20 protein-coding genes are annotated in these 18,261 nt (G+C 65.2%); 8 read left to right on the plus strand and 12 right to left on the minus strand.

What is annotated here, in order from left to right; translation table 11 throughout:
* Positions 1 to 14 precede the first annotated feature (14 nt).
* On the minus strand, positions 15 to 1,853 hold the full coding sequence (locus ACQY5B_RS11780) for a cation:proton antiporter (protein ID WP_420325136.1): 1,839 nt from the start codon (positions 1,851 to 1,853) through the stop codon (positions 15 to 17).
* 104 nt (positions 1,854 to 1,957) lie between these two features.
* Positions 1,958 to 3,163 (minus strand): deoxyguanosinetriphosphate triphosphohydrolase, encoded by a 1,206-nt coding sequence (locus ACQY5B_RS11785; protein WP_420328658.1) that lies wholly within the window; start codon positions 3,161 to 3,163, stop codon positions 1,958 to 1,960.
* A 353-nt stretch (positions 3,164 to 3,516) separates the two neighbouring features.
* Between ACQY5B_RS11785 and ACQY5B_RS11790 the strand changes: the two genes are divergently transcribed.
* Both ACQY5B_RS11790 and ACQY5B_RS11795 read left to right on the plus strand, forming a co-directional pair.
* Positions 3,517 to 4,644, plus strand: a complete 1,128-nt coding sequence (locus tag ACQY5B_RS11790) for a trypsin-like serine peptidase (protein ID WP_420325135.1) — start codon at positions 3,517 to 3,519, stop codon at positions 4,642 to 4,644.
* 117 nt (positions 4,645 to 4,761) lie between these two features.
* Positions 4,762 to 5,085 carry a HesB/IscA family protein gene (locus ACQY5B_RS11795; RefSeq protein ID WP_305970315.1) on the plus strand — a complete coding sequence of 108 codons (324 nt, stop codon included), beginning with the start codon at positions 4,762 to 4,764 and terminating at the stop codon, positions 5,083 to 5,085.
* 74 nt (positions 5,086 to 5,159) lie between these two features.
* Here ACQY5B_RS11795 and ACQY5B_RS11800 read toward each other — a convergent pair whose 3' ends face one another.
* The 3 genes from ACQY5B_RS11800 to ACQY5B_RS11810 form a co-directional block, all read right to left on the minus strand.
* Positions 5,160 to 6,053, minus strand: coding sequence for a DMT family transporter (locus ACQY5B_RS11800; RefSeq protein WP_420325134.1), 894 nt, complete (start codon positions 6,051 to 6,053; stop codon positions 5,160 to 5,162).
* Positions 6,050 to 7,108, minus strand: coding sequence for a DUF6902 family protein (locus tag ACQY5B_RS11805; RefSeq protein WP_420325133.1), 1,059 nt, complete (start codon positions 7,106 to 7,108; stop codon positions 6,050 to 6,052). The genes ACQY5B_RS11800 and ACQY5B_RS11805 overlap by 4 nt, the downstream gene beginning before the upstream one ends.
* Before the next feature lie 63 nt (positions 7,109 to 7,171).
* Positions 7,172 to 7,771: a hypothetical protein gene (locus ACQY5B_RS11810; protein WP_420325132.1), complete on the minus strand. Its 600-nt coding sequence runs from the start codon at positions 7,769 to 7,771 to the stop codon at positions 7,172 to 7,174.
* 414 nt (positions 7,772 to 8,185) lie between these two features.
* Between ACQY5B_RS11810 and xth the strand changes: the two genes are divergently transcribed.
* The 5 genes from xth to ACQY5B_RS11835 all read left to right on the plus strand — a co-directional run bounded on the left by xth (position 8,186) and on the right by ACQY5B_RS11835 (position 10,731).
* The gene (gene xth, locus ACQY5B_RS11815) at positions 8,186 to 8,968 is read left to right on the plus strand and encodes an exodeoxyribonuclease III (protein WP_420325131.1); all 783 of its coding nucleotides are present in this window, start codon (positions 8,186 to 8,188) and stop codon (positions 8,966 to 8,968) included.
* 98 nt (positions 8,969 to 9,066) lie between these two features.
* A complete protein-coding gene (locus ACQY5B_RS11820; protein ID WP_305970320.1) occupies positions 9,067 to 9,303 on the plus strand; it encodes a BolA/IbaG family iron-sulfur metabolism protein in 237 nt (78 codons plus the stop codon).
* Positions 9,304 to 9,309: 6 nt separating this feature from the next.
* A complete protein-coding gene (locus tag ACQY5B_RS11825; protein WP_420325130.1) occupies positions 9,310 to 9,543 on the plus strand; it encodes a hypothetical protein in 234 nt (77 codons plus the stop codon).
* Positions 9,544 to 9,591: 48 nt separating this feature from the next.
* Complete coding sequence (gene grxD / locus ACQY5B_RS11830) at positions 9,592 to 9,954, plus strand: Grx4 family monothiol glutaredoxin (RefSeq protein WP_305970322.1); 363 nt, start codon at positions 9,592 to 9,594, stop codon at positions 9,952 to 9,954.
* Positions 9,955 to 10,044: 90 nt separating this feature from the next.
* On the plus strand, positions 10,045 to 10,731 hold the full coding sequence (locus ACQY5B_RS11835) for a hypothetical protein (RefSeq protein WP_420325129.1): 687 nt from the start codon (positions 10,045 to 10,047) through the stop codon (positions 10,729 to 10,731).
* A gap of 19 nt (positions 10,732 to 10,750) precedes the next feature.
* Here ACQY5B_RS11835 and ACQY5B_RS11840 read toward each other — a convergent pair whose 3' ends face one another.
* Complete coding sequence (locus tag ACQY5B_RS11840; protein ID WP_305970324.1) at positions 10,751 to 11,152, minus strand: cell division protein ZapA; 402 nt, start codon at positions 11,150 to 11,152, stop codon at positions 10,751 to 10,753.
* Entirely contained in the window at positions 11,149 to 12,030 is an 882-nt protein-coding gene (locus ACQY5B_RS11845; RefSeq protein WP_420325128.1) for a hypothetical protein, read from the minus strand. Before ACQY5B_RS11845 ends, ACQY5B_RS11840 begins: the two co-directional genes overlap by 4 nt.
* Before the next feature lie 241 nt (positions 12,031 to 12,271).
* Between ACQY5B_RS11845 and tkt the strand changes: the two genes are divergently transcribed.
* Positions 12,272 to 14,290: a transketolase gene (tkt, locus tag ACQY5B_RS11850; protein ID WP_420325127.1), complete on the plus strand. Its 2,019-nt coding sequence runs from the start codon at positions 12,272 to 12,274 to the stop codon at positions 14,288 to 14,290.
* Between the two features lie 72 nt (positions 14,291 to 14,362).
* Here tkt and lpxB read toward each other — a convergent pair whose 3' ends face one another.
* The 5 genes from lpxB to ACQY5B_RS11875 form a co-directional block, all read right to left on the minus strand.
* Positions 14,363 to 15,523 carry a lipid-A-disaccharide synthase gene (lpxB, locus tag ACQY5B_RS11855; RefSeq protein WP_420325126.1) on the minus strand — a complete coding sequence of 387 codons (1,161 nt, stop codon included), beginning with the start codon at positions 15,521 to 15,523 and terminating at the stop codon, positions 14,363 to 14,365.
* Positions 15,523 to 16,311, minus strand: a complete 789-nt coding sequence (locus tag ACQY5B_RS11860; RefSeq protein ID WP_420325125.1) for an LpxI family protein — start codon at positions 16,309 to 16,311, stop codon at positions 15,523 to 15,525. Before ACQY5B_RS11860 ends, lpxB begins: the two co-directional genes overlap by 1 nt.
* Before the next feature lie 7 nt (positions 16,312 to 16,318).
* Entirely contained in the window at positions 16,319 to 17,107 is a 789-nt protein-coding gene (gene lpxA / locus ACQY5B_RS11865) for an acyl-ACP--UDP-N-acetylglucosamine O-acyltransferase (protein WP_420325123.1), read from the minus strand.
* Positions 17,104 to 17,565, minus strand: coding sequence for a 3-hydroxyacyl-ACP dehydratase FabZ (gene fabZ / locus ACQY5B_RS11870; protein ID WP_043139294.1), 462 nt, complete (start codon positions 17,563 to 17,565; stop codon positions 17,104 to 17,106). The genes lpxA and fabZ overlap by 4 nt, the downstream gene beginning before the upstream one ends.
* Positions 17,566 to 17,630: 65 nt before the next feature.
* Positions 17,631 to 18,260: an OmpH/Skp family outer membrane protein gene (locus ACQY5B_RS11875; protein WP_420325122.1), complete on the minus strand. Its 630-nt coding sequence runs from the start codon at positions 18,258 to 18,260 to the stop codon at positions 17,631 to 17,633.
* Position 18,261: the final 1 nt, after the last annotated feature.

Genomic DNA, 18,261 nt, shown 5'->3' on the forward strand with positions numbered 1-18,261 from the left:
TTTGGAGGGTGGCGTCAAACGTCCTCGGCGGCGGCCTCGGGCGCCTGCCGTTCCGCGCGTTTCGGCAGTCGGGCCAGAAGGCGCGTGCCCGGTGCGCCGCGCAGTTCATCCTCGGGTCCCAGGAGGCGCAGCGTACCCCCCGGCCCCAGCTCGGCCATGGGTACTGCCTCGGGTTGGGCCGCGCGCCAGTCCGCTGCGGTGAACTCCTCGGTCAGCTTGGTGACGCGGAACTCGCACCCGCCCGCAATGGCGGCATTGGCCTCGAAATAGGTTTCGTTGGCGCCGAATGCCTGCCCCCCCAGCGTGGCCGGCAGGGAATGCCGGCTGGAGGTTTCGCGCACGCGCTTGACCTGAAAGACATTCTCGCGGCCGAATTCCGGCGCCAGGTCGGTCGCCACCAGCGTGTTATAGGCGTCATTGTCGCTGGCGCAGATCAGTTTTTCATAGGCCACCAGGTCGACCCGATCTTCTGCCGCCTCCGAGAGGATGTCTCCGTAGAAGGTGTCCAAACCTGCCTCACGCGCGCTGCGAAGATGGGCGTTGTTGGGATCGGCGATGATCACGGGCAGATCCATCTTCTTCAAAGCCGCGCCCAGTTCCACCGCCCATTTCGATCCGCCCATGATCAGCACACCCGGCAGACGCGATGCACTCAGCCCCAGCAGGCGCGCCATCGGGGCCAGGGTGAAGCCGTGCAGGACGACCGTTGCCGCCACCAGCGCAAAGGCCAACGGCGCGATCCGCTCTGCATCCGGCAGGCCAAGTTGCGCCAGCCGTTCCCCGAAAAGCCCGGCCACAGCCACCAACACCACACCGCGCGGCCCGGTGAACGCGACAAGCAGGCGTTCTCGCCAGGGCACATTGGTAAAGGCCAGCGCCGCAAGCACGGGCAAGGGACGCGCCAGCAGGATCACCGCCAGAACGAAGGCTCCGGCCCGCCAGTCGAGCACCGCCAGCCGATCAAAGCTCATCCCCGCCGCCAGCAGGATGAAGACCCCGGAGACTAGCAAAACGGTGGCATGTTCCTTGAAGCGGTAGATCTCCGCGAAACTGGGCAATTTCGCGTTGGCAATCCAGAGGCCCATGATCGTCACGGCCAGCAGGCCGGATTCATGCAGGACATGGTCGGCCAGTGCAAAGACCGCAAGCAGCACGACGAACAGAACCGGCACCTTCATGTACTCGGGAACCAAGGCCTGGCGAAACGCGCGCACCACGCTCCAGCCAGCGGCCAGGCCCAGCACCGTGGCGATGGCAACGCCCATGCCGATCTCGATCATCGCATGGCCTGCGCTGGTCGCAGTGCGCAGCACCATGACGACCTCGAAGGCAAGCACCGCGGCCAGCGCTCCGACGGGATCGTTGACGATGGCCTCCCACTGCATCAGCGCGGCGGGGCGGCGCTGCAACCGCGCCTGGCGCAACAGTGGCGCGATCACGGTCGGCCCCGTGACGATCATGATTCCGCCAAACACGGCCGAGGACTCCCAGCTGAGCCCGGCGACGAAATGCAGGGCCGCGGCAGACGCGATCCAGCCCAGCGGCGCGCCGATCAAAACCAGCCGCCGCACCCCCTTGGCCGCGTCCGACAGGCGGTGCAGGTCAAGCGTCAGACCGCCTTCGAACAGGATGATGGCGACGGCCACAGCGATCATCGGTTGCAACATGTCGCCGAACTGTGCCGCCGGATCCAATACACCGGTCACCGGACCGATGATCAGCCCCGCGACCAGCATCAGGACGATGGCGGGCAGGCGCAGCCGCCAGGCCAGCCACTGGCTGCCGACCCCAAGCGCCCCAACCAGCCCGAAGGCCAGGACGGGATCCAACCCGCCCGTTTCCGCAACTGCCATGAAACGCTCCCTGCCCTGCTGCCCGGCCCGATGCCCCGCGTCAAACTAGCAGGCGCCCGCGCCGCCGCAACCGCGCAGCATGCCGGCCCCGAGGAGGCGTGGCGTCAGCTGACCTCGTCGCCGGGCCACATTCCCTCGAGAACGTCGCGCCCGGTCAGCCGCGCGTGCTGTTGCAGCGCGAACCGGTCGGTCATTCCGGCGATGTAGTCCGCCACCAGCCGCGCCAGCGCCGCTTCGCCCTTGGCCGCGGCGACGTCGCCCTGCCAACGCTGAGGCAGCAGCGTCGGATCTCCCATGTAGATCGGGAACAACTCGTTGACCGCCAGCGTGACCCGGGCGCGCTGTTCCATGACTTTGGGCGCGCGATACATGTTGGCAAACAGAAAGGCGCGGATCTGCTTGAGGTCGGCCCACATCGCGTCTGAAAAGGCGATCACGGGACGGCCAAGGTCCCGCACCTCCTGCGCGGATTGCGCGCCCGACCCGATCAGTTTGGCACGCGAGGTGTCGATCAGGTCCGACACCATCGCCCCGAAGACCCGCCGCAGCGCCTCATGCCGGCGCCGGTAGGAATCCGTGCCGGGGTACTTGCGGTCGACTTCGGCGTAGGCGTCGCCCACGATGGGTAGCGCGGTGATCTCTTCTTCCGTGAACAACCCGGCGCGCAGACCGTCGTGCAGATCATGGTTGTTGTAGGCCACGTCGTCGGACAGTGCGGCCACCTGCGCCTCGGCGCTGGCATGGGTGTGCAGTTCCAGGTCATCCTGGGCATTGTATTCCGCCAGCGCATGCGGGATCTCGCCGACCAGCGTTCCATCCGGACCAAGCGGCGCCACGGGGCCGTTGTGCTTGGCGATGCCTTCCAGCGTGTCCCAGGTCAGGTTCAACCCGTCGAACTCGGCATAATGACGTTCCAGACGGGTGACGATGCGCAGGGTCTGCGCGTTGTGATCAAAGCCGCCGTAAGGCGCCATGAGCGCATGGAGCGCATCCTCGCCAGTGTGGCCAAAAGGCGTGTGTCCCAGGTCATGCGCCAGCGCCACTGCCTCTGTGAGGTCGGTGTTCAGGTCCAGCGCATTGGCGATGGTTCGTGCCACCTGCGCCACCTCGATCGAATGGGTCAGCCGGGTGCGATAGAAATCGCCCTCGTGCTCGACAAAAACCTGCGTCTTGTGTTTCAGCCGGCGGAAGGCAGAGCAGTGAATGATCCGGTCGCGGTCGCGCTGGAAACAGGACCGGTGAGCGCTTTCTTCTTCCGGGAAGTGGCGTCCCCGCGCACTGTCATGTGTCGAGGCAAAGCTGGCGCGCATGTGAAACAGTCCCAAGTTGCTTGTCCCGCGGCTCTCTTATCCGGCTGCTCTTGCAATAACAACGACTTGCGACATACCGCCCGGTCGGGCCCCGGCGCGGCCGCCAAATTCGGCGCCCAATCGCCGGTATACACCAGATGTAGAGAACCGATTTTATCCCCGCGTCCGGCATCGCAGCAACGGATTCGCGGACCTTGATGCCACGAGCGCCGGAAATGGCCGATTGAGCCTTTTCAGGCACTTGGAGAATTCCGCGCTCTCCCAAACGTCCGGGGTTCCTTACTTTGCCGGGTTCCGGCGAGAAGCTAGACTGGGGCCAAGATTTTTTTAGCGTTCAACCCTTGGAGAAAGCCATGTTCAGCCCCCTGCGCAGCGTCGCGTTTTGCTGCATCACCCTCGCCCTGCCGGCGCCCGCGCTGGCCGATCTTGTCCTCGACAAGGACAGTGACCCCAAGAAGCGGATAAACGAAACCCTTGTCCTTGATCCGACGGCCAAGCCGGACAAGGACGATGGCACGATCACGATCAAGTCCAAGAACCCCACCGCGATCAATCCGGGCGCACCGCCCGCCAAGGCCCCCAATCCCTCGACGCGCCCGCCGCGCCCGACCCCGCCGGGCGGCCCGATTGTCACCCAGCCGATCAAGAATCCAGGCGCTACGCCGCCGCCCGGCCCCAGCCCGGTAGAGCCGCAACAGGCACGCAGCCCGCTGCCCACCCCGGTGCCGCCCGCAGGCAGTCCGCCACCGCGCAACGCCGGTGCCCCGATCGATCCGACGCCCTCGGTCGATGTCACACCGGTCGAGGAAATGCCCTATATCTCCTTCGCGGCGCCGGCCTACAGCGACGGCTATGAGGTCTCGGTCATCAACAGTATGCGCGGCGCAGGCCGCATCCGCGTGACCACGGACTATGGCCCGGTCTATTGCTCTGGCTTCGTCTTTGGCCCCTCGGTGGTGGCGACCTCCTATGCCTGCGTGCCGGGCATCCTCGAAGATCCCCGCGTCAGCGCCAGCAAGATCGAGGAAATCCGCATCGTTTTCGACCACGTCTTTCCCGACCAGCGCCTGTGGACCGCGCAGGGCTATGTCCTGACTCTGGACAGCGAGCTGTCCAGCCGGGAAACCGGGCTGGCGATCCTGCACATCGCCGATCCCGACACGAAGTTCTCTGCCGACCGCATCCAGCGCGTGGGCCAGGCCACGCCCGATCCGCGCGCACCGCTCTACATGCTCAGCTTTCCGCGGGGCGGATCCATGCAGATGCAGCATTGCAGCGCGCTGCCAACCGATCCGGCCTACCTGCCCGCCAAGTCCTACGAGCACAATTGCCTGAGCGATTACGGCGACCTCGGCGCGCCGATCTACGATGCCGCGACCGGCGCGGTCGTCGGGTTGCACCTGAGCCACGAACTGTCGACTGGTCGCCGCTTTGCGCAGCACACGATCGACCTCGCGAACTGGATCGGCGACCAGCAATAAGCGCCAAAAACACGTAAACTGCCCACTGCGCCGCCCCTTCCCGAACCGGGAGGGGGCGGCTTGCTTGAAGGGGCCCATGTGATGCATATATTGAGCCGAACAGGTTGAGAGGACACAATGCAACTGCCGCCGAAAGTGACCGACCGTGCCTTTGCCCGCCTCGCCGAAATCGGCGCGGGCGCGGACGGCAAAGCCCTGCGCGTGGCCGTCGAGGGTGGCGGCTGTTCGGGGTTTCAATACGACATCAAGCTGGACGACCCCGCCGATGACGACATGATCATCGCCGAGGGCGAGGAGCGCGTGATTGTCGATCCCGTGTCCTTGCCCTTCCTGTCCGGTGCGGTCATCGACTTCACGGACGAACTGATCGGTGCGCGGTTCACCATCGAGAACCCCAATGCGACCAGTTCCTGCGGCTGCGGCACATCGTTTTCAATGTAGTCCGGGCCGGCCGGGAAGAATTGGAAAAGGGCGCCACATATGGGCGCCCTTTCTGGTTCAAGCTGACCGTCGGATCATTCGGCCGGGATGACACGGGGCCGCGACAGGTGTTCCTCGAAGACCAGCCAGAAGCCAGATCCGACCACCAGCATCACACCCGCCCAGGTGCCCAGCGTCGGAACTTCGCCAAAGACCAGGAACCCGATCACGACCATCCAGACGAACTGCAGGTTCATCAGGGGCGTGGCGACATAGGCCGGCAGCAGGCGCAGCGCCTCGGCGACAACATAGCGGGCTGCGAAAAGCGCGGCGGCATAGGCGCCGACCCAGCCAAGGTCGCTCAGGCTCATCGGTTTCCAGACGAAAGGCAGCGCCAGCGCCATCACCACCATGAGTGCGGCATTGGGCCAGAAGACCTGTGCCAGAGGCGCACGCTCGACCTTGGCAATGGCCCGCGCGGCCAACATCGAGCCACAGCCGGACACGGCGGCCAGCAAGGCCCAGGCATGACCGGCCTGCGCACCGGACAAGCCGCCCGGCATCAAAAAGAGGATACCGCCAACACCAAGTCCCAGGGCCGCCCAGGCCGCGGGACGCGGCGTCTCGCCCAGAACCGGGCCGGATAGGGCAGCCGCGATCAGCGGGATCAGACCGATGAACAGGAATACATCCGCGAAGGGAAGCAGGCGAAAGGCCTGAAAGAAGGCCAGCGATGCGATCACCGTCAGCACGGAGCGGATCGCCATCGCCTTTTTCGAGCGGACCCGCAGGCCGGGTCCATTTGTGTCGGCCCGTGCCCCCGCCAGGGAGAACAGCAGAACCAATGCCGAGGACAGGACGAAGAGCTGCGGCGCCGCATATCCGCCCGCGATGAACTTGGTGATCCCGTCCGCGGCGGCCATCATGCCGGTGTAGACGAGGATGAGCGCCGCGCCCAGCGTCGCCCCGGAAAGCGCCACCCGGGTCATGCGCGGCCTGCCCGGGCAAAGCCTTCGAAATAGGCGTCGAACAGATCGCTGGACTGGGAGGCGACGCTGAGCAGATCGCGCGCCTCGGGGGACAGAGACGGTTCCATCCGTGGCCGCATCCTGTCCCAGTCACCCGACCGGTGGTCCAGCCCGTAGATCGCCTGGCTCAGCTCGCGCAGGACGGTCTGGGCTCGGGCGCCGCGTTCGAACCGCAGCCGCTCATCGCAGACCGGCTTGCGGAACAGGGGCGCGCCGGTGACGGCCTGGTGCCAGTTGCACACGAGGTATTCGTGATAGTCGTCGTTGATCGAGGCATGAGCATCCGCGACGACACCGTAAGCTCCGGTTTCCTGTTGCAGCCAGGCCGTCCAGACGGCGGGCGGCATCTGTCCCGCATGGCGCAGGGCAATGCAGATTTCCGCCAGCAGGTCGGCGTTCTGGTCCAGGAAAGCGGTCAGCCCGGCGAAATGCAGGCTCTGGATGGCCTCAGGAGGCAGGTCCGGATCGCGGCGGCCATACTCGGACAGGTAGTAGACGATGTGGGTCAATTCATAGGCGGCCTTCTTGTTCGGCAGCGCAAAGGTCTTTGTGCGCGAGCAGAAGGCACGCAGCCGGTCGTTCAGGCCGGGATCGCGGATCGGATCGACGCCGCGACGGGTCATCAGGCGCCGCGCCTCGGCACGCTGCAAGTCCGAAAGTTCGGCCTCTGCCAGCCCTTCGCGGGCCGCGAAATCCACCATTTTCTGCGCCTCGTACCCCGGCATCCCGAGGTCCTCGAGATCCAGCGCCAGCGAGAGAATGAAACGGTAGTACTGCGGAAAGAACTCCAGCCGTTGCACCGCCTGGGCGTAGAACCCCGCGTGGCGGGCCAGCGCCTCTGGGGCGACGGCCTGACCTGTGCATTCAAGGATGTTCAGAAGCTCCGCGTTCTCCTTCAGCCAGAAAACGTCGTCGCCATGGCGGCGATGATCGGCGAAGGCTCCCAGAAGCGCGGTGATCCGCGCTTCCAGGGGGGCTATCCGGGTCGGGACGGTCAGTTGGACGACATTGTTCATCGCTTGGCTCTCCTCTGTCTTGGCAGAGCGCACTGCGCCCCGCCCGGGTATCAGTGACGTCGATCAGGCGCGCGCCGGGCCGGACCACGAGGTGAAGGCCTCGACGTTGTCGCCTGCGTCACGGTCGCCAGCTGCGGGACCGGACCAGCTGGTGAAAGCCTGGACGTTGTCGCCGCTCTCGATGTCGCCAGCCGCCGGGCCGGACCACGAGGTGAAGGCCTCGACGTTGTCGCCTGCTTCACGGTCGCCAGCTGCGGGACCGGACCAGCTGGTGAAAGCCTGGACGTTGTCGCCGCTCTCGATGTCGCCAGCCGCCGGGCCGGACCACGAGGTGAAGGCCTCAACGTTGTCGCCTGCGTCGCGGCTGCCGCGCGCCGGGCCGGACCAGCTGGTGAAGGCTTCGACATGGCCACCGTTTTCCATGTCACCCGCAGCGGGACCGGACCAAGAGGTGTAAGCTTCGACTGCATCACCAGATTCGCGGGTACCTGTCGCCGGACCGGACCAGGATGTGTAGGCTTCGACAGAGGCACCCGCGAACAGGTCGCCATCGGCCGGGCCCGACCACGAGGTAAAGGCCTCGACGGCGTCGCCGGCGAAGGCGCTCGTTTCCGCTTTGGAAACGGTTTCTTTAGAGGTGTGCAGCTTGATGAGGGCAGTCATGGGATCGCTCCTTTTTCAGGTTGAGCAGCTATGCCCTTGAAATCTGCACGCAAAAATAGTTTGCAAAAAAGTTAATTCTTGTTAAGGTTGTTTAAGGAAAAGTTTATCCACAGATGCGATTCGCGCAGGCGTTTCGGATCGCGCGACAATACGGGTTATCCACAGATACAAATTTTCTGTGGATAAATCCGGACTTTGCAGCGCAACGGCACTTTGCAAACTCCTAAATCCACGAATCATACCCGAATCGAGCGGGTTCCAGAGGGTGCTTTGTGCCAGGCTTTACGCCGATAGGTTGCAGGTACGTCACAAAGCTCAACCAAACTGATACAAAACAGGGCTTTACCTGACGCGCTTGACCGTCAGCCCCGCGCCTGCGATCCATGGCCCCCGGACAGGCAGGAGAAACGCGCCATGAAGATCGCCACCTTCAACATCAACGGCATCAAGGCCCGCCTGCCCGCGGTGCTCGACTGGCTGGACGAGGCTCAGCCGGATGTCGTTCTCTGCCAGGAGATCAAGTCGATCGACGAGAATTTCCCGCGCGAGCCCTTCGAGGACCGCGGCTACAACGTCGAGACGCACGGACAGAAAAGCTTCAACGGGGTGGCGATCCTGTCCAAGCGCCCGCTCGAGGATGTCCGCCGCGGCCTGCCCGGCGACGACGCGGACGAACAGGCCCGCTGGATCGAGGCAACCGTCATGGGAGACGAACAGGCCGTGCGCGTCTGCGGGTTGTACCTGCCCAACGGCAACCCGGCACCGGGCCCGAAATACGACTACAAGCTGGCATGGATGGAACGGCTGGAAGCCCGGGCCCGGGATCTGCTGGCCGAGGAAACGCCGGCGTTGATGGCGGGCGACTACAACGTGATCCCCCAGGCCGAGGATGCCGCCCGGCCCGAGACCTGGACCGAGGACGCCCTGTACTTGCCGCAGACCCGCGCGGCCTTTCGCAGGATCCTGAACCTCGGTTTCACCGAGGCGTTTCGGGCACGGACGCAGGCGCCGGGGCATTACAGTTTCTGGGATTACCAGGCTGGCGCCTGGCAGCGGAACAATGGTATCCGCATCGACCACCTGCTGCTGACGCCTGCGGCTGCGGACCTGATGACCGACTGCCAGATCGACTCTGCCATTCGCGGGCGCGAAAAGCCCTCGGACCATGTCCCGGTGTGGATCGAGCTTGCCGCCTGACCACCGCTACCCCTGCCCGGCTTGATGCGCGTGCCTTGCACGCCGCTCGCTGGCACACTAATTCTGTATCAGACACCAGACGCGTGGAGACGCCTTATATGCCGATGTATGCCCAGGAAATCGAGGACCTGTTGCGCGAGTCCTTTCCAGACGCCACGATCACCGTCGATGGAGAAGACGGCGTGCACATGTCGGCGATGGTCATCGACGAGAGCTTTCGCGGCAAGAACCGGGTCCAGCAACAAAGAGCGGTCTACGCAGCCCTGAAGGGCAAGATGGATGGGCCCAGCGGCGCGCTTCATGCCCTCGCTCTCACAACAAAGGCTCCAGACTGATCCCATATGCCCCTAGGCGTCATCGTCCCCCTGCTGCTTCTGCCCTTTCTTGCCATTTTCGTCTATGCGGCGTGGCATGAATACCGACGCTTCAGAGCGGAAGGCAAATCGACCTATGGTTTGACCTATGACCCCGAGTCGAACACCACCTTCGTGGGCACGATCCCGGACAGCGAGGACAGCTACGGTCCGCAGGACTATGACCCCGAGAATACTGGATCGGACCGGGACCACGAGTGATCGGGCCGATGACACCAGCAAAGACCACACAGAACAGGACACCCCCAGATGACCGACGTTAAGACCCGTATCGACGACACCGTGAAATCCAACGATGTCGTGCTCTTCATGAAGGGCAACAAGACGATGCCGCAATGCGGTTTCTCCAGCCGCGTGGCCGGCGTGCTCAATTACATGGGCGTTGACTACCAGGACGTGAACGTGCTTGAGGACGACGGCCTGCGCCAGGGGATCAAGGATTTCTCCGACTGGCCGACCATCCCGCAGCTCTACGTCAAGGGAGAGTTCGTGGGCGGTTGCGACATCATCACCGAGATGACCCTCTCGGGCGAGCTGGACCAGCTTTTCGACGACAAGGGCGTTTCCTACAACAAGGAAGCCGCCGACAAGATCCGTGAAGCCAACGCCTGAGCCATGTGATTGCCTGATGATACCGAACGGGCGGGGCTTTCCCTGCCCGTTTTTCTTTGATCGGTTGGATTTGAGTACAGGAGTTTCACCGTGGAGTTTTTCGTAGCCGCCGTCCTGATATTGGCCTCTTTCGCCGGCACCGGGCTGATCGCCTATGCCATCCGGCACAGCCAGAAGCGCCGAGAGGCACTGAAGACCCTGTGCGCGGAACGAGGCTGGTCCTTCGACTACCAGCCGCAAACCGGCGGGCGCGGAAGCCGAACCGTGATTTCGGACCGGTCCGAAGGCTGGGAACTGGTCCTCTATTTCCGGTCCAATTCCTCTACCGGCGGCACCACAAGTCATTGGACGGAGTTCACCCAGCCACGGCTGGCGCTGCCGGACGGGATGGCCCTGCTGGGGCCCGACATTCCCGAAAAGACCGCCGCGATAGCCGACAAGATGCTGGACAAGATGGGCGGAGGCGGTTTCGGCCAGATGGTGCTGAACAAGTTGACCGGCGGGCTTGCCGCCGAAGCGGCTGATCTGCGGTCGGTGCCCGGGGATGGATCAGGGACATTGTTTGCGACACCCGGGCGCGAAACGGCGCTGGACGCCCTCCGAGAGGCACCGGAACTGCTCGAGGCACGCAGCGGGCGCAACGAGGCACAACAGCCCATCGTCGCGCTGAGCCGTCACGGCTTGCGGCTGAGATTGCGCCACATCCTGCGTCGCCCCGAAGAGGTGGCCGAGTTCGTGGAACTGGGCCGCGCTTTGACACGGCAGCTCGACGGCTGAAGCAGACGACACGCGCCTGCTACTCGGCCTTCGTCTCGTCGAACCTGTTGGCCAAGGCCTCTGCACGGGCAGCGATCTCGGCCAGCGCGTCGGTCACGTCCGCCGGGATTACCGGCACTTCACGTTGCTCGGGGGCTGGCGCGGGTTTGCTCCTGAGATCGGCCAACTCGGCCTCTACCGACTTCAGCTTGTCCTGCGCCTCGCGCAGCCGTTCTTCAAGGCCCGCGGTCTTGTCCGCCAGCATCAGCCCGGCCATCAGCAGCATCCGCGCCTCCGGCATCCGCCCGATCTGCGTCACAAGCACCTGCGCCTCGGTGTCCAGAAGCTGCGCGGCAGACAACAGGTATTGTTCCTCGCCCTGCTGGCAGGCCACTTCAAAGCTGCGGCCACCGATCTTGATCTCGACTTCGATCTGGCTCATTCCCGTGCCTCCCCGTCTGCGGCTTCGGCCAGAAGCGGGCCAAGCGCCTCGATCACCGCGCCAGTCTCCGCCGCATCGGTCGCCCGCATGGTGCGCATCGCGTCCAGTTCGGCCTGCAGACCCCGGTTGATCAGTTCCGGATCGCCCACACCCTGCGCATTCGCCTCGCGCAGCGCGGTGTTTGCAGCAATCAGCTCTTCATTGGCGGCGCGCAGGTCCTGCAATTGCTCATCCAGCGCGATCAGGGCCTCGGGCGACGGGGCTGTCTCGGGCTCGGGGGCCTCGGCGCTTTGGGCCTCGAGGTCTGCCAGACGCGCGCGCAACACGCGCAGCCGCTCTTCAAGCTGGGCATTGGCCATCTTTTCGTCTTCCAGCGCCTCTTCCAGCTCCGTGACCTCAAGGGCATCGGTCGGCGTTGCCTCAGGCCCAGTCTCGGGGGCTGCCTCCGGTGCCGGGTCGGTGTCGGCCTCTGCCCGGGCCTCGGCAAGGGCGCGTTCCAGTTGCGCTGCGGCCTCGGACTTGACGGCGGCAATCGCGGCATCGCGGTCGGCCTCTGCCTGTTCGCGGGCCGCGGCAACGGCAGCTTCGCGTGCCTCTTCGGCCTGGGCCAGGGCGTTGGCAACCGCCATGTCCCGCTCGGCCTCGGCGGCTTCTCGCGCGCTGGCCAAGGCCGAGTCACGGTCCACCTCGGCCTGCTCACGGGTGGCGGCCAGCGCCTCCTGTGCCTCCGCCAATGCCTGTTCCGCCGCTTCGGCGCGGCTGCGCAATGCTTCGAAATCCGCGGGTTCGGCGGCGCCGTGGTCCAGCCCGTCGATCCCCTGTCCTATACGATCCAGCGCGCGCGTGATGCGCGCCTGCAAGTCCTCGATCTGGCTCATCTGCCCTGCTTCGTCCTCTTGCCCGGCCGCGCGGCCTCAATCCCGCGCGGCCCATCGCGACACGGAACGAATCGTCCCGCATCCGGTCAATGAAAGTTTAACAAGCGAAAAAGGAAAATGCGCCCCCTTATCTTCCAAGGCCTTAGACGGCGCCCTTCATGCGACGTCAAGCGCTTGGCTTGCACTTCGGCGCGGGACTGCTATTCACGCCGCAAACCCCCAGCCAGAGGATCGAAACCCGGTGGATATCCAAGAGCTTCGCACCCGTAACCCTGATCATTGGATGCGCGCCACGGCGATCCGTGCGCTTGCGCTCGACGCCGTCGCCGCGGCCAATTCCGGCCATTCGGGCATGCCCATCGGCATGGCGGACGTGGCCACCGTTCTGTATTCCAAGCACCTCAAATTCGACGCCGCGCGCCCCGACTGGGCCGACCGCGACCGGTTCATCCTGTCTGCGGGGCACGGCTCGATGCTGCTGTATTCGCTGCTCTACCTTTGCGGCGATCCGGAAATCACCCTCGACGAGGTCAAGAACTTCCGCCAGCTGGGTGCCAAGACCGCCGGCCACCCGGAGAACTTCCTGGCCAAGGCAATCGAGACCACGACCGGCCCGCTGGGTCAGGGCATCGCCAACTCCGTCGGTTTCGCCATCGCCGAAGAGGCGCTACGCGCGCGCTTTGGCAAGAAGCTGGTCGACCACAACACCTATGTCATCGCCGGCGACGGCTGCCTGATGGAAGGTGTCAGCCAAGAGGCGCTGGGCCTTGCCGGCCGCTACGAGCTGGGCCACCTCATCGTCTTCTGGGACAACAACGACATCACCATCGACGGCAAGGTGTCGCTCTCTGACCGCACCGACCAGGTTGCGCGCTTCAAGGCGTCGGGCTGGCACGTTCAGGAAATCGACGGCCACGACCCCGAAGCCATCGACGCCGCCATCGTCGAAGCCAAGAAGACCGCGCAGCCTTCGATGATCGCCTGCAAGACCCATATCGCACTGGGCCATGCCGCACAGGACACCTCGAAGGGTCACGGCGCGCTGACCAACGCGGATCAGAACGAAGCCGCCAAGGCCGCCTGGGGCTGGACCTCCGCGCCCTTCGAGATCCCCGCCGAGATCAAGACATGGTGGGAAGAGGTCGGGTCCCGTGGGGCCGCCGAGCGCGAGGCCTGGGAAACCCGTTTCGCCGAGACCAGCGCGGCGCGGCAAAAGGAATTCACGCGCGTCATGGACGGCGAGGCGCCGAAAAAGCTGTCTGCCGTGGTCAAGGCGTTGAAAAAGCAGGTCTCGGAAACCACGCCCAAGGTCGCGACCCGCAAGGCCAGCGAAATGGCGCTTGAGGTCATCAACCCGATCATGCCGGAAACCATCGGCGGTTCCGCGGACCTGACCGGTTCCAACAACACGCTCACCGGCGATCTGGGCGTCTTCGACACCGACAACCGCAAGGGCCGTTACATCTATTTCGGCATCCGTGAACACGGCATGGCCTCGGCTATGAACGGCATGAGCCTTCATGGCGGCGTGCGCCCCTACGGCGGCACCTTCATGGCCTTCACCGATTATGCGCGTCCGGCGATGCGCCTGGCGGCATTGATGAAGACACCCACCGTCTTTGTCATGACCCATGACTCCATCGGCTTGGGCGAAGACGGCCCGACCCACCAGCCGGTGGAACATGTCGCCATCAGCCGCGCCACGCCGAACACGCTGGTCTTCCGCCCTGCGGACGCCGTCGAGACCGCTGAGGCTTGGGAAATCGCGCTGCGCCAAACCGGCACGCCCTCGGTCCTCTCGCTGACCCGCCAAGGCCTGCCGACCGTGCGGCTGGAACACAAGAACGCCAACCTTGTCGAGAAAGGCGCCTATGTGCTGGCCGAGGCCGAAGGCAAGCGTCAGGCGATCCTGATGGCGACCGGTTCGGAAGTCTCCATCGCGCTGGCCGCGCGGGACCTGTTGCAGGCCGAAGGCATTGGCACGCGCGTCGTGTCCATGCCCTGCTGGGAACTGTTCGAAGCCCAGGACGAAAGCTATCGCCGCCGGGTCCTGCCCCCCGCCGGTCCGGTGCGCGTTGCGGTCGAGGCCGGCGTGCGCATGGGCTGGGATCGTTGGCTGTGCGGCGAGCGTGGCAGCGCCAAGAAGGCCGGCTTTGTCGGCATGGAGAGCTTTGGCGCCTCGGCCCCGGCGGACGTCCTGTTCGACCACTTCGGCATCACCGCCGAGGGCGTCGCCGCCAAGGTCAAGTCGCTGCTCTGAGCGCGCAACGCACTACAAGAACAGGGCCGGAAACGCAGGTTTCCGGCCCTTTTTTCGTCACACGATCCGAACTCAGGTGAACGTATTGCCGTCACGCAGGCGGTCAAGAACCGCGCGCGCCGCCCGAAGACCCGGGCGTTCACCGCCCCGGCCAAGGCGTTCCATCGTCAGGTCCATCGCCTCGATCTGCGCCCCAGGAGCCTCCAACACCTGGCCCACCGCATCCGCGATTGGGCCAGGCTGACATTTCGCGCCGATGAATTCCGGCACCGTCCGGCTTTCGGCCACCAGGTTGACCAGCGTCACGCTGTCGACGCGCAACATCCGCCCGATGATCTGGCGGCTGAGCCAGCTCATGTCATAGGCGATGACCATCGGCGTACCCGCCGCGGCGAGTTCGAGCGAAACCGTCCCGGAGGCCGCAAGCGCCACATCGGCCGCCCTGAAGGCCGCGCGTTTCTGCGTCCCGCCCGGATCGTCCGAGGGGGCGATCACCAGCGGGTCGCCGGGCCAGTCGGCCACCGCCTCGCGCACCGCCCTTGCCACCGGCCCCGCCGCCGGAATCACCAGCCGCAGACCCGGCCGTGCGCCCAACAAGGAGCGTGCCGCCCGGGCAAAGACCGGCATCAGCCGCCCCACCTCGGACCGGCGCGAGCCGGGCAAAACCAGCAACATCTCGCCCTCGATACCGTGCGTCGTGCGAAAGGCCGCCGCATCCGCCTCGCTGGCCTGCGGCTCCATCACCACCGGATGGCCGACGAAATCGCAGGCGATCCCCGCCGCCTCCATGTAGGGCGGTTCAAACGGCAACAGCGCCAGCACCTGATCCACATGCGCGGCCATCTTCTGCGCCCGCTTGGGACGCCACGCCCAGACCGTCGGCGCAACGTAATGCACCACGCGTACGTCGGACACGGCCTTGACCAGCCGTGCAACACGCAGGGAAAACTCCGGCAGATCCACGGTGATCAGAACGTCTGGCTGTTCCGCCACAACCGCGTCGGCGGTCTGCCGGATACGGCCCTTCAGCGCGCGGTATTCGCGCAGGATCTCGGTGATCCCCATGATGCTGATCTCATCCATCGGGAACAGGCTGTCGAGGCCCTGTGCCTGCATCAGCGGCCCACCGATCCCGCGAAAGGTCACATCCGGCACCAGTTCCTTGAGCCCTGCCATGAGCGCCGCGCCCAATCGGTCGCCGGACGGTTCTCCTGCTGTGATGAAAACCCGCATCATGTTTCCCTTTCACGCACCCAGAGGAACAGGCCAGCGGCTTCCAGCCGCTCCAGCACCTGTGGCAGGTCCAGAACCATGACACCATCGGCCTCGATCACGATTCCCGACAGACCTGCCGCAACGGCACCCTCGGCAGTCTGAAGGCCGATCACCGGCAGGTCGGCGCGGCGCTCCTGCCCCGGTTTCGGCGCCTTGTAGAGCACGCCGCCCCGTGCCGCGGGGCCAAGCCCCTGCAACATGGCATCGGTGCCGCGGTCATCCTCGCGGGCGATGAGGGCGCCCTCCTTGACAACGCAGGCCTGTCCAAGATCGTGCCGCGCCTGATCCTGAGAGATCCGGTCCCCGAGGCGCGCCGCCGCGCCTGCCGCCTCATCGGGCTGGGCGCTTGTGGGCACACCCGCAGTCGGCAACAAGGACGGCGCCAGTTCATGCGCAGCCAGAACCGTGAACCCGGCGTCTTCGAGAATGTCGATGGCAATGCGCAACGCCCCGTCATCCCCGCGCCGCAGCGCCCGCATGACCCGGGGCAACAGAGGCAGGGTTCGCCATCCGATCCGGGACACCGCGACATCCGGTCGATCGACGGAGCCGCACATGCAGACCCGCGACACGCCCCGCCGCTTGAGCCAGGCCAGAAAGGCTCCCAACCGTTCGATGGCAAAGAGATGCTCGGCCACGACCTGGTCTGGCGGAGAATGCGCCATGCCGCAAATCACGACCGGTTCGCCGGCGGCGCCGGCAACGGCGGCAGGCAAGGCCCCGCGCCCGGCAATCAACGCCAGCATGGTCCGCTCAGCCCGGTGTCAGAAAGCTGCGGTCGCTGTCGCCGAGTACGAAATCGACGATCTCGCGGACGTAATCGCTCTGGGTTTCGTCACCCAGACGGCGGGCCCGGTCCTGAAAGGCACCCTCGCCCTGCGCCAGCATCTGGAACGCCGCGCGAAGCGCGGTGATGTCCGATCGTTTGACGCCGCGGCGTTTCAGCCCGACCAGGTTCAGCCCGTCCAGCTTGCCACGCGGTCCCTGAACAAGGCCGTAGGGGATCACGTCATTGGTGACCATCGTCACGGCGCCGATGATGGCGCCGCGCCCGATACGCACCCACTGGTGAACCCCGGAAAGGCCGCCGATGATCACGTCATCCTCGATCACGCAGTGCCCCGCCAGCGCGGCATTGTTCACCAGGATAACCCGGTCGCCCACCTGCGCGTCATGGGCCACATGACAGCCGGCCATGAACAGGCCGTCATCGCCCACCCGTGTCACGCCGCCACCGCCCTCGGTGCCGGTGTTCATGGTGACATGTTCGCGGATGCGGTTGCGGGCACCGATAATCAGCCGGGTCTTTTCCCCCCGGAACTTGAGATCCTGCGGGATTTCGCCGATCACGGAGAAGGGAAAGACCAGGGTTTCTTCGCCAATCTCGGTCGCGCCGTTCGCGACCACGTGGCTTTTGAGTTCGACCCGGTCGTGCAGCACCACCTCGGGCCCGACATGGCAGAACGGCCCGACCACGCAGCCTTGGCCGATAACCGCGCCTTCTTCGACCACTGCGGAAGGATGGATCACGGTTTCGGTCAAGACGGCAGATCCATCATCGCGGTGAACTCGGCCTCGGCGGCCATCTCGCCTTCGACCTCGGCAACGCCGCCAAATTTCCAGACCTTGCCGCCGGGTTTCCCGCGCAGGGTGGTCAGGCGCATCTTCAGTTGGTCGCCTGGCACGACCTTGCGCCGGAACTTGCACTTGTCGATGGACATGAAATAGACCTTCATCTCCTTGTCGGCCATGTCCAGCGCCGTACCCACCATGACGGCGGCGGTCTGGGCCATCGCCTCGACGATGGTCACCCCCGGCATGATCGGCAGACCGGGGAAATGGCCCTGGAAGTGCGGCTCGTTCATGGTGACGTTCTTGATCCCCAGGGCCGACTGCGTGCCGTCGATCTCTTCGACGCGGTCGACCAGAAGAAAGGGATAACGATGCGGCAGGATACGCTGGATCAGCTGGATATCCGCGCTCAGAAGCGTGTCGGTCATGACTGGCGGCCTTTCTTGTTTTGGCGCACCCCTAGCAACGGCGGCGCTCAGGGGCAAGCACGCCTTCAATCCTGTTCCGCGGGCGGCTCTGGCGTTTCCGGGTCCGGGGTGGGATCGGGGGCGGGCACCGGGTCGGGTACCTCAGGGGTTCCATCGCCGATCTGAGCGTCGATCAGGGCAATGGCCCGGTCGGTGACGTCGATGGCATCCGCCGCGACAAAAACCGTGCGCCGTTCGAGGATCAACATCGCCCCGGCCTCGCGCAACAATCCCTCCAGCACCGGTTGGGCCACGGTCAGGAAGCGGCGGCGCGCCTCCTCTGTGCGGGTTCCCAAAGCACGGGCCTTGGCGTCCTGCTCGTCTCTCAGACGTTGGACTTTCTCGTCAAAGGCATCGGCGAGGGCGCGGAACTCCTCCGGTGCAAGGGTCGGACGCAGGTCGGTCAGTTCGCGTTCTTCCTCGATCAGTTCAGCCTCGATCTTGCGGTTCTCCGCAGCGATCACCCGGCCCTGCTGTTCGATCTCGTCATTTACCCGACGACCAAACGCGCTTTCGGCAAAGACACGCTCAAAGTCGATGACAAGGATCGGGGCCTGTGGAACCCCGGAGAGCAAGGGACTGCCCTGCCCCTGCGCCCCTGCCGCGGCACCCCAGAGCACCAGCAGCAGGACGGCAAGACGGACGGCCAGACGCACG

Origin of the sequence: Antarctobacter sp. (assembly GCF_965277915.1) — a bacterium.
Classification (GTDB): domain Bacteria; phylum Pseudomonadota; class Alphaproteobacteria; order Rhodobacterales; family Rhodobacteraceae; genus Antarctobacter.

What these genes read in the sequence shown, in the direction of transcription:
- ACQY5B_RS11780 (WP_420325136.1), bottom strand. Translation starts at nt 1,853, where the DNA reads ATGGCAGTTGCGGAAACGGGCGGGTTGGATCCCGTCCTGGCCTTCGGG.
- ACQY5B_RS11785 (WP_420328658.1), bottom strand. Translation starts at nt 3,163, where the DNA reads ATGCGCGCCAGCTTTGCCTCGACACATGACAGTGCGCGGGGACGCCAC.
- ACQY5B_RS11790 (WP_420325135.1), top strand. Translation starts at nt 3,517, where the DNA reads ATGTTCAGCCCCCTGCGCAGCGTCGCGTTTTGCTGCATCACCCTCGCC.
- ACQY5B_RS11795 (WP_305970315.1), top strand. Translation starts at nt 4,762, where the DNA reads ATGCAACTGCCGCCGAAAGTGACCGACCGTGCCTTTGCCCGCCTCGCC.
- ACQY5B_RS11800 (WP_420325134.1), bottom strand. Translation starts at nt 6,053, where the DNA reads ATGACCCGGGTGGCGCTTTCCGGGGCGACGCTGGGCGCGGCGCTCATC.
- ACQY5B_RS11805 (WP_420325133.1), bottom strand. Translation starts at nt 7,108, where the DNA reads ATGAACAATGTCGTCCAACTGACCGTCCCGACCCGGATAGCCCCCCTG.
- ACQY5B_RS11810 (WP_420325132.1), bottom strand. Translation starts at nt 7,771, where the DNA reads ATGACTGCCCTCATCAAGCTGCACACCTCTAAAGAAACCGTTTCCAAA.
- xth (WP_420325131.1), top strand. Translation starts at nt 8,186, where the DNA reads ATGAAGATCGCCACCTTCAACATCAACGGCATCAAGGCCCGCCTGCCC.
- ACQY5B_RS11820 (WP_305970320.1), top strand. Translation starts at nt 9,067, where the DNA reads ATGCCGATGTATGCCCAGGAAATCGAGGACCTGTTGCGCGAGTCCTTT.
- ACQY5B_RS11825 (WP_420325130.1), top strand. Translation starts at nt 9,310, where the DNA reads ATGCCCCTAGGCGTCATCGTCCCCCTGCTGCTTCTGCCCTTTCTTGCC.
- grxD (WP_305970322.1), top strand. Translation starts at nt 9,592, where the DNA reads ATGACCGACGTTAAGACCCGTATCGACGACACCGTGAAATCCAACGAT.
- ACQY5B_RS11840 (WP_305970324.1), bottom strand. Translation starts at nt 11,152, where the DNA reads ATGAGCCAGATCGAAGTCGAGATCAAGATCGGTGGCCGCAGCTTTGAA.
- ACQY5B_RS11845 (WP_420325128.1), bottom strand. Translation starts at nt 12,030, where the DNA reads ATGAGCCAGATCGAGGACTTGCAGGCGCGCATCACGCGCGCGCTGGAT.
- lpxB (WP_420325126.1), bottom strand. Translation starts at nt 15,523, where the DNA reads ATGCGGGTTTTCATCACAGCAGGAGAACCGTCCGGCGACCGATTGGGC.
- ACQY5B_RS11860 (WP_420325125.1), bottom strand. Translation starts at nt 16,311, where the DNA reads ATGCTGGCGTTGATTGCCGGGCGCGGGGCCTTGCCTGCCGCCGTTGCC.
- fabZ (WP_043139294.1), bottom strand. Translation starts at nt 17,565, where the DNA reads ATGACCGACACGCTTCTGAGCGCGGATATCCAGCTGATCCAGCGTATC.